Origin of the sequence: Pseudomonas sp. FSL R10-1339 (assembly GCF_009600545.1) — a bacterium.
Taxonomy (GTDB): domain Bacteria; phylum Pseudomonadota; class Gammaproteobacteria; order Pseudomonadales; family Pseudomonadaceae; genus Aquipseudomonas; species Aquipseudomonas bubulae.
The window spans coordinates 1-9,249 of record NZ_WIVQ01000129.1; the positions used below are offsets into that span (position 1 = coordinate 1).

General features: G+C 58.3%; 9 protein-coding genes and 1 pseudogene. 4 read left to right on the top strand and 6 right to left on the bottom strand.

Annotated elements, in window-relative coordinates:
* The 3 genes and pseudogenes from GHO03_RS22415 to arfB all read left to right on the top strand — a co-directional run.
* A pseudogene (locus GHO03_RS22415) lies at positions 1 to 259 on the top strand (23S rRNA pseudouridylate synthase B); the annotation flags it as partial.
* 594 nt (positions 260 to 853) lie between these two features.
* A complete protein-coding gene (locus GHO03_RS22420; RefSeq protein ID WP_095002635.1) occupies positions 854 to 2,272 on the top strand; it encodes an amino acid permease in 1,419 nt (472 codons plus the stop codon).
* A gap of 90 nt (positions 2,273 to 2,362) precedes the next feature.
* The gene (arfB, locus tag GHO03_RS22425; protein WP_088377742.1) at positions 2,363 to 2,776 is read left to right on the top strand and encodes an alternative ribosome rescue aminoacyl-tRNA hydrolase ArfB; all 414 of its coding nucleotides are present in this window, start codon (positions 2,363 to 2,365) and stop codon (positions 2,774 to 2,776) included.
* Positions 2,777 to 2,902: 126 nt separating this feature from the next.
* Here arfB and GHO03_RS22430 read toward each other — a convergent pair whose 3' ends face one another.
* From GHO03_RS22430 to phhA, 6 genes are all read right to left on the bottom strand, one after another.
* Positions 2,903 to 4,090: an MFS transporter gene (locus GHO03_RS22430; protein WP_095002634.1), complete on the bottom strand. Its 1,188-nt coding sequence runs from the start codon at positions 4,088 to 4,090 to the stop codon at positions 2,903 to 2,905.
* 36 nt (positions 4,091 to 4,126) lie between these two features.
* Positions 4,127 to 4,303, bottom strand: a complete 177-nt coding sequence (locus GHO03_RS22435; protein ID WP_153400556.1) for a hypothetical protein — start codon at positions 4,301 to 4,303, stop codon at positions 4,127 to 4,129.
* Positions 4,304 to 4,383: 80 nt separating this feature from the next.
* Positions 4,384 to 4,515 (bottom strand): hypothetical protein, encoded by a 132-nt coding sequence (locus GHO03_RS25640; RefSeq protein ID WP_254925257.1) that lies wholly within the window; start codon positions 4,513 to 4,515, stop codon positions 4,384 to 4,386.
* Positions 4,516 to 4,702: 187 nt separating this feature from the next.
* Positions 4,703 to 5,899, bottom strand: a complete 1,197-nt coding sequence (locus GHO03_RS22440) for an amino acid aminotransferase (RefSeq protein ID WP_153400557.1) — start codon at positions 5,897 to 5,899, stop codon at positions 4,703 to 4,705.
* Positions 5,899 to 6,255 (bottom strand): 4a-hydroxytetrahydrobiopterin dehydratase, encoded by a 357-nt coding sequence (locus tag GHO03_RS22445; protein WP_016781595.1) that lies wholly within the window; start codon positions 6,253 to 6,255, stop codon positions 5,899 to 5,901. The genes GHO03_RS22440 and GHO03_RS22445 overlap by 1 nt, the downstream gene beginning before the upstream one ends.
* A gap of 42 nt (positions 6,256 to 6,297) precedes the next feature.
* Positions 6,298 to 7,089, bottom strand: coding sequence for a phenylalanine 4-monooxygenase (phhA, locus tag GHO03_RS22450; RefSeq protein WP_095002631.1), 792 nt, complete (start codon positions 7,087 to 7,089; stop codon positions 6,298 to 6,300).
* Positions 7,090 to 7,424: 335 nt separating this feature from the next.
* On the opposite strand from phhA, the gene GHO03_RS22455 reads away from it, so the two are divergent.
* The gene (locus GHO03_RS22455) at positions 7,425 to 8,987 is read left to right on the top strand and encodes a sigma-54-dependent transcriptional regulator (protein ID WP_095018923.1); all 1,563 of its coding nucleotides are present in this window, start codon (positions 7,425 to 7,427) and stop codon (positions 8,985 to 8,987) included.
* The last annotated feature ends 262 nt before the right edge of the window (positions 8,988 to 9,249 follow it).

Sequence of the window (9,249 nt, forward strand, 5' to 3'; positions counted from 1 at the left end):
TATCGAAGGCGAGCGTCCGGGCCGTCCGGCTCGTGATGAATCGGCTCGTCCGGCGCGCAAGCCTGCCGGCCGTACTGATCGTGTGCCAGCAGGTCGTGGTGCGCCAGTTGCCGAGCGTCCGAGCGAAATCAACAAGCGTCCAACCAAGCCAACCCGTAACGGGCCAAAGCTGGTTGACGATGCGCCGTCGGGCAAGCGTCGTGGTGCCCCTGCAGGTTCGGGCCAGCGCCCGGGCTTCGGTCGTCGCAAGCCGCAGTAAGCGGTAAGCACGGTACAAAAAACGCCAACCCCCAGGGGTTGGCGTTTTTTTATGTCTGCGAAATGCTGATGGCAGCTGCTACGGGTCGTAATTCGCGTGGCAAATAATCGTTACACCATGTCAATAAACCTATACGAATTCAGCCACTTACCGACCCTAAACCGCTGAAATCATCCCTTTGTAATGAAAACCTTCCGAGATTTACAGAATTAGGACAGTTCCTACATAAATTGCGGCTTGTTTCGTATTGCAATCGGCTGTGTGATGGGATCTTGCCTTCGTGCGGGTGTACAATGCGCCGCGTTTTAACTGTGACTCAATTGCGTACCCGCGCATTTTGCGCCGCTCGGCTTTACACCGAACGGCCAAAACCTCAAGGCTATCCGCCTTGATAATTCCGCAATGCCACAAGCGTTGCGGGTTCGATTCCGTCACAGATAAAAACAAACAGGTGACGCATGACTCGTGAAACAACCTTGGATTCCTGGCGTCTGCGCTGGGGTTTGATTTGTGTTGTAGACCCTTCGATCACTGCCTCTGGTGCTCAAGTTACAACGCACTGAATCACATCAAACCTTGTGTGGGACCTTTGCAATGAGTGGAAATACCTCGCATTCGGGCGAGCTTAAACGCGGCCTGAAAAATCGTCATATCCAGCTGATAGCCCTCGGTGGCGCGATTGGTACTGGTCTGTTTCTCGGTTCGGCCGGGGTGCTCAAGTCGGCCGGTCCATCGATGATTCTGGGCTATGCGATCTGCGGCTTTATCGCGTTCATGATCATGCGCCAGCTCGGTGAAATGATCGTCGAAGAGCCGGTTGCCGGTTCTTTCAGCCACTTTGCCCATAAATACTGGGGCGGTTTCGCCGGCTTTATGTCGGGCTGGAACTGCTGGGTGCTGTACATCCTGGTGGGCATGTCGGAGCTGACCGCCGTCGGCAAATATGTGCACTACTGGTGGCCGGAGATCCCCACCTGGGCCTCGGCAGCGGCCTTCTTCGTGCTGATCAACCTGATCAACCTGACCAACGTCAAAGTGTTTGGCGAAGCCGAGTTCTGGTTCGCGATCATCAAGGTCGTGGCAATTGTCGGCATGATCGCCCTGGGCAGCTACCTGCTGGTCAGCGGCAGCGGTGGCCCTCAGGCTTCGGTCAGCAACCTGTGGGAACACGGTGGTTTCTTCCCGAACGGGACGACCGGCCTGATCATGGCCATGGCCTTTATCATGTTTTCCTTCGGCGGCCTGGAAATGCTCGGTTTCACCGCAGCTGAAGCCGACAAACCACGCACCGTGATCCCGAAAGCGATCAACCAGGTGATCTACCGCATCCTGATTTTCTATATCGGTGCCCTGGTAGTTCTGCTGTCGCTGACTCCGTGGGACTCGCTGCTTGAAACCCTGAATGCCGGTGGCGACAGCTACAGCAGCAGCCCGTTCGTGCAAGTGTTCTCGATGCTGGGCAGCAACACCGCTGCGCACATCCTCAACTTCGTGGTCTTGACCGCAGCATTGTCGGTGTACAACAGCGGCACCTACTGCAACAGCCGCATGTTGCTGGGTATGGCGCAGCAGGGCGATGCGCCGAAAGTGCTGGCCAAAATCGACAAGCGCGGCGTGCCGGTCAACTCGATCCTGGCCTCGGCGGCGGTGACGGTCATTGCAGTACTGCTCAACTACCTGATGCCCCATGATGCGCTGGAACTGCTGATGTCCCTGGTAGTGGCGACCCTGGTGATCAACTGGGCGATGATCAGCTACTCGCACTTCAAGTTCCGCCAGCATATGGACAAGACCGCGCAAGTCCCGCTGTTCAAGGCGCTGTGGTATCCGTACGGCAACTACATCTGCCTGGCGTTTGTAGCGTTTATCCTGGTGATCATGCTGTTGATCCCGGGGATTCGCGTGTCGGTGTACGCGATTCCGGTGTGGGTGGCCTTTATGTGGCTGTGCTTCGTGATCAAGAACAAGCGCGCGGTACAGGCGCAGGCAGCGGCTTACAGCTCTGCCAAATAAACGCTGTGTTTAACCCTGCAAACCCGGCCATTGCGCCGGGTTTGTTGTTTGTGGGGTATCCTTGATGCTCTGAACACGGACCCTTTTTTGATGCTGGTGATTTCCAACAACGTGCATATCCCTGATGCCGAGATCGAACTGACGGCCATTCGCGCCCAGGGTGCGGGCGGGCAGAACGTCAACAAGGTTTCGAGCGCCATGCACCTGCGCTTTGATATTCCCAATTCGTCGTTGCCGGATTTTTACAAGGAGCGGTTGCTGGCGCTGCGTGACAGCCGCATCACCAGTGATGGCGTGCTGATTATCAAAGCCCAGCAATACCGCACCCAGGAGCAGAATCGGGCTGATGCGCTGGAGCGTCTGGCGGAGTTGATCGTCAGTGCCACCAAGGTGGAGAAAAAGCGCCGCCCGACCAAGCCGACCCTGGGCTCAAAAAAACGTCGGCTGGAATCCAAGACCAAGCGCGGCAACATCAAGGCGGGGCGGGGCAAGGTGGATTTCTAGAGGGCAGCAGCAGTCCTGTGGGAGCGGGCTTGCCCGCGATGGCATCACCGTGCTTTACCTGGCACACCACTCCGTCTGCATCGCGGGCAAGCCCGCTCCCACAGGTTTAATCACCCTGAGCGCGAGCTAGGACGCTCTTGCGTTCTGCGCCTGGCGATACAGATAAACACTCAGCATCAACCCGCCAAGCGCCGCCAGCGCCGCAAACAGAAAGATCGAAGCAAAGCCGAACCCTGCCGCCACGGCACCCACCAGTGGCCCGGTGATGCCCAGCGACAGGTCGATAAACAGCGAATACGCACCCACCGCAGCCCCCCGGCTGGAGGCCGGCACCAGGTTGACCGCCTCAACCCCCAGCGCCGGGAACACCAGCGAAAAGCCAAAGCCGCTCAAGGCCGCGCCCGCCAGGGCCAACTCCGGGTTGGGTGCCAGCCACAACAGCAGCAAGCCCAGGGTTTCGACGCTCAGGCAGGCAATCGCCACGCGAAAACCGCCGATACGGTTGATCAGGTTGCCAAACAGCAAACGCGCACTGATAAAGCTGGCGCCAAACAGGCTCAGGCACAGCGCTGCGTTTTCCCAGTGGTTGGTCGCGTAATACAAGGTGATAAAGGTGGCGATGGTGCCAAAGCCGATCGAGCCCAGGGCCAGCCCGGTGCCGTGGGGCAGTACTCGTCCCAGTACATGCAGAAACGGCAGGCGCACGCCGCTGACAATGGGTGCTGCCAGTTTTGGCCAGGCCAGCAGTACGCCCAGCGCTCCCAGGGCAATAATGCTTACGCCCAGGCTCCACATCCCCAGGTGGCCGACCATGACCACGCCCAGAGGTGCGCCAATGGCAATGGCGCCGTAACTGGCGATGCCATTCCAGGAAATCACCTTGGCCGTGTTCTGTGCGCCGACCCGGCCTATGCCCCAGCCGATGGAGCCGGAGCCCACCAGGCTTTCCGCGCTGCCCAGCACCAGCCGGCCGATCAACAGGCTGGCCAGGCTCCAGGCCGGCATGCTCGTCAGCCAGCTGGACACCAGCATAAACACGCCACTCAGGCCGCAGCCGGCCAGGCCAACCATCACGGCGCGCTTGCTGCCCCGGGTATCGATGTAGCGGCTGGCGTAAGGCCGGCTCAGCAGCGTAGCCAAATATTGCACGCTGATCACCAGCCCGGCGATCACCGTGCCGTAACCGAGATGGTTATGCACGTAACCCGGCAGTACGGCCAGCGGAATGCCAATGTTCAAATAGCCGATAAAGGTAAACAGGACGATGGAAACCACTTGCAGCGTGATTGCCATGGGGCGCTGTGTTTCAGGCATGGGGTAGGGGTCCTGCGGGGAGCGGGTTGGTGCAGATTATAGTGGTGTAACCAGTTGCGTCGCGATTAAAGCGGCCAGTGCATTTTCCTGGGTGCCGAACCGTTTGAGCAGGAGGGCTTGTTTTTCGGGGCTGAGGCGCTCCCAGAGGTCGATCATTTTCTCGGCGGTGCCGATCAGAACGCTGGCCTGGGTATCGCTGAAGATGTCAGTCACGCTTGATTCCGCAATAAGGGGCGATTGTGTCAGACGGTGTGAAAAACTGAATGCTTTTCGCACCGTCTGATTGTGCGCCGTCAGTCTTCGCTTTCGGCCTGCAGGCTTTCAGAAGCCTCGTCCAGTGCGGGGTTTTCGCCACTGGTGTGTTGCGGGGTTGGCTGCTCGGTTTCGTGCAGGCTTGGGAAGGGGAGGTTTGGGATCTCGTGCATCGTCGCGCTCCTCGTAAGGTGTGTTTTAAGTAGCTTGCTAAGGATACAGGAGGGAGTGTGACAATTTGTCTTTTTATTGCGTCTGTGGGGATTTGTATCGAACTTTTCATATTGCAGCTGTCGCTGCAAAAGGCAGAGCCCTGTAGCAGCTGCCTCGTTCCTTCGGCAGCTGCTACAGGGTGGGGGGCTAGTGTGTACACACCTGCGCAATCGCCTTGGCCAGCAGGCTCAGGCGCGTGCCGTCGACCCCGGCCATATTGGCGCGTCCCGAACCAACCATGTACACGCTGTGTTTCTCGCGCAACAGCTGGACTTGCTCTTGGGTCAGGCCAGTGTACGAAAACATCCCGCGTTGCTCATTAATATGGGCAAAGTGCTCCGCCAGCCCGAACGGGACCAGGGCTTCCACCAAACCGCTACGCAATTGCGCGATACGGCTGCGCATGGCTTCCACTTCTGCGATCCACACGCTTTTCAGCTGGGCATCGTCGAGGATGGTCGCTACCACCGCCGCGCCGTGATCCGGCGGGTTGGACCACAAGTTTCGCGCAATATAGGCCAACTGGCTGCGGATGTCGGTCAGCTTTTCGGCGTCATTGGCACACACAATCAATGCACCGACGCGTTCGCGGTACAGGCCGAAGTTCTTCGAGCACGAGCTGGTGATCAGCACTTCCGGCAGTTCACGGGTGAACAGGCGGGTCGACCAGGCGTCTTCCTGCATTCCGTCGCCAAAACCCTGGTAGGCAAAATCGATTAAAGGCAGCAATTCACGACGACGGACCACGTCCAGCACCTGCAGCCAGTCCGCCTGGGACAGGTCAAAGCCGGTCGGGTTGTGGCAGCAGGCGTGCAGCAGCACCACATCGCCTTTTGGCGCGTGTTCCAGGGCTTCGAGCATGGCCGCGACATTGAGCTTGTTGTCGCTGCCCACGTAAGGGTAGTGACTGATCTTTAGCCCGGCTGCGGCAAAGATGGTTTCGTGGATCGGCCAGGTTGGATCGCTCAGCCAGATGCCACGGCCCGGCAAGCATTGCGCGATAAAATCGGCGCTCAGGCGCAAGGCCCCGGTACCGCCCGGGGTCTGGGTCGCTGCAGCGCGCTTGCTGGCCAGCAGGGGTGAGTCTTCGCCCAGCACCAGTTCGCTGATCAGTTGCCCGAATCGGCTGTCACCATGACCGCCGATATAGGTTTTGGTCTGTTGCTGATCGACCAGGCGCTGCTCGGCCAACTTTACTGATTGCAGGATCGGCGTCAGGCCATTGGCGTCTTTATAGACGCCCACGCCCAGGTCGAACTTGTCCGGATTGGTATCCTGTTGATAGGCGTCTATCAAACCGAGAATCGGGTCGCCCGGTACCCGACCAATATCGGCAAAGTGCATTACTTGCGACCTTCGGCAGTTTTGGCGACTTCATCAGTGCGTGCGGCCATGATGAAGTCGTTGCGGTGCAGGCCCTTGATCGAGTGGCTCCACCAGGTCACGGTGACCGAGCCCCATTCGGTCAGCAGGCCCGGGTGATGGCCTTCGGCTTCGGCGATTTCACCCACGGCATTGGTAAAGGCCAGGGCAAACTTGAAGTTCTTGAACAGAAAGACCTTTTCCAGCTGCATGATGCCGTCGCGAACTTCGATGTTCCAGTCCGGGATCTGTTTGATCAGGATCGGCAGTTCTTCGTCGCTGACCTGTGGGGCATCGGCGCGGCAGGCTTCGCAGTGGGCTTGGTTCAGTGCGTTCATGGTGGATTCCTGAAATCAGTTTTTATTGATGACTAAAAAAGATTAAGCCGCTTTCGGCTTGGGCGTGAATTTTGGCGCGTGCAGGCCCATTGTCATGCCTTTTTCGACCATACCCATGATGTCTTCATGGGCCAGGTCAAACAGTCGCTTCAAGTCCGGCAGGACAAAATACAGCGGCTGCAAAATATCGATGCGATACGGCGTACGCATGGCTTCCAGCGGATCGAAAGCCTGATGTTCCGGCTCTGAAGACAGGCTGTAAACCGTTTCTTTGGGCGACGACAGAATCCCGCCACCGTAAATGCGTTTGCCTTCCGGCGTGTCGACCAGGCCGAACTCGATGGTCATCCAGTACAGGCGTGCCAGATACACCCGTTGCTCCTTGCTCGCTTGCAGCCCCAGTTTGCCGTAGGTGTGGGTGAATTCGGCGAACCACGGGTTGGTCAGCAGCGGGCAGTGGCCGAAAATCTCATGGAAAATATCCGGCTCTTGCAGGTAATCGAGTTCTTCGGGAGTGCGAATAAAGGTGGCCACTGGAAACTGCTTGTTGGCCAGCAACTCGAAGAAGGTCTGGAAGGGGATCAGTGCGGGTACCCGGGCAACTTGCCAGCCCGTGGTGGCGCCCAGTACCTGATTGATCTCGTCGAGTTGCGGGATGCGGTCGTGGGGCAGGCCCAGCTTTTCGATGCCTTGCATGTACTCGGGGCAGGCGCGGCCTTCCAGCAGTTTCAGCTGACGGGTAATCAGCGTGTTCCACACCCCGTGCTCGGCAGGTGTGTAGTCGATAAAGCCATTGGCATCAGGCTCACGGGCGACGTATTTCGTTTGCTTCATGGGGCTCTCCGCAAGGAAATCGTTTTTATTATTCGGTGTTGTTGCGATGCCTTAGTGATACCTCAAGTGATTGTCATGTGCAGCTAGCCTAAAGCCAGTAATGCTGGGATGATGGCGCTTATTCGTAAAGTATTCGTTACGATGTGAGGGGCAGGCTGTCATTCTTGATTGTGCGACAGCACAACTGTCACAAAATCGTGACGATGAAATGCCTCTGAAGCCGGAAAACCTCCCTGTGGGAGCGAGCCTGCTCGCGAATGGCGCTCTTTGAGCCTTCGCGAGCAGGCTCGCTCCCACATAGGACATCCATTGTTAGTTATTCCTGAGCCCTGCCCATGCGTATCAAAGTCCACTGCCAAAACCGGATTGGCATCCTTCGCGACATTCTCAACCTGCTGGTGGCCTACGGCATCAACGTCAAGCGCGGCGAGGTCGGGGGTGATCAGGGCAATGCGATTTATCTGTACTGCCCCAATCTGATTAATCTGCAATTTCAGGCCTTGCGTCCGAAGTTTGAAACCATCCCCGGGGTGTTTGGCGTCAAGCGTGTGGGCTTGATGCCCAGCGAGCGCCGGCATATGGAGCTTAACGCCTTGCTCGGGGCGCTGGAATTTCCGGTGCTGTCTATTGATATGGGCGGTTGCATTGTTGCGGCCAACCGCGCGGCGGCACAGTTGCTCGGGGTGCGGGTGGATGAAGTGCCGGGGATTTCCCTGTCACGCTACGCCGAAGACTTCGACCTGCCCGAACTGGTGCGGGCCAACAAGTCGCGGATCAATGGCTTGCGGGTCAAGATCAAGGGCCTGGTGTACCTGGCCGATATCGCCCCGCTGCAACTGGAACACGACGAAAGCGAGGCGATGGCCGGGGCCGTGCTGACCCTGCATCGCGCCGACCGTGTGGGCGAGCAAATCTACAATGTGCGCAAGCAGGAGCTGCGCGGCTTCGACAGTATTTTCCAAAGCTCGAAAGTCATGGCCGCGGTGGTGCGCGAAGCGCGGCGAATGGCACCGCTGGATGCACCGCTATTAATAGAAGGTGAAACCGGCACCGGCAAGGAACTGCTGGCCCGGGCCTGCCATCTGGCCAGCCCTCGTGGCCAGTCGCCATTGATGGCGCTGAACTGCGCCGGCTTACCTGAGTCGATGGCTGAAACCGAACTGTTCGGCTACGGCCCCGGTGCCTTTGAAGGGGCGCGGGCGGAAGGCAAGCTCGGCCTGCTGGAGCTGACAGCAGGAGGTACGTTGTTTCTCGATGGCGTGGGTGAAATGAGCCCGCGCTTGCAGGTCAAATTGCTGCGCTTCTTGCAGGATGGTTGCTTTCGTCGGGTTGGCAGTGATGAAGAGGTGTATCTGGATGTGCGGGTGATGTGCGCCACCCAGGTCGACCTGTCCGAGCTGTGCGCTCGGGGTGAGTTTCGCCAGGATCTGTATCACCGGCTCAACGTGCTATCGCTGCATATTCCGCCGCTGCGCGATTGCCTGGACGGGCTGGAACCGCTGGTGGAGCATTTCCTCGATCAGGCCAGTCGCCAGATCGGTTGCTCGCTGCCGCGCCTGGCGCCAGCGGCAATGGATCGTTTGAGCCACTACCACTGGCCGGGCAACGTGCGCCAGTTGGAGAACGTGCTGTTTCAGGCGGTGTCGCTGTGTGATGGCGGGGTGGTCAAGGCTGAGCATATCCGCCTGCCGGATTACGGCGTGCGTCAGCCCCTGGGCGAGTTCTCGCTGGAAGGCGGGCTGGAGCAGATTGTCGGGCGGTTCGAAAAGGCAGTATTGGAACAGCTGTATTCCGAGCACCCGAGTAGCCGATTGCTGGGCAAGCGATTGGGGGTGTCCCATACCACCATCGCCAACAAACTGCGCGAGCACGACATTATTAAGCCGGGCAAGGACTAACGGCTAACGCCAAAAGCCCCTCACATAAAGCATGAAAGGAAGCTACTTCATTAGGGACCAATAAATACATTGGTGTGGACACTGCAAATATCTGAGCAGTGACAGCGAACAGTGAGTAGAAGTGCGGTTAGACGGCCCCCTTGTCGTGAACCGCATGAGACATAACGCAGGCGTTTTTACGGGTGCTGAATCGCCCCTAGTTTCGTAGACACCTCCAAGCCTTAAAATGAGGCCCATTAGGAGGTGCCATGAGCAACCAGCG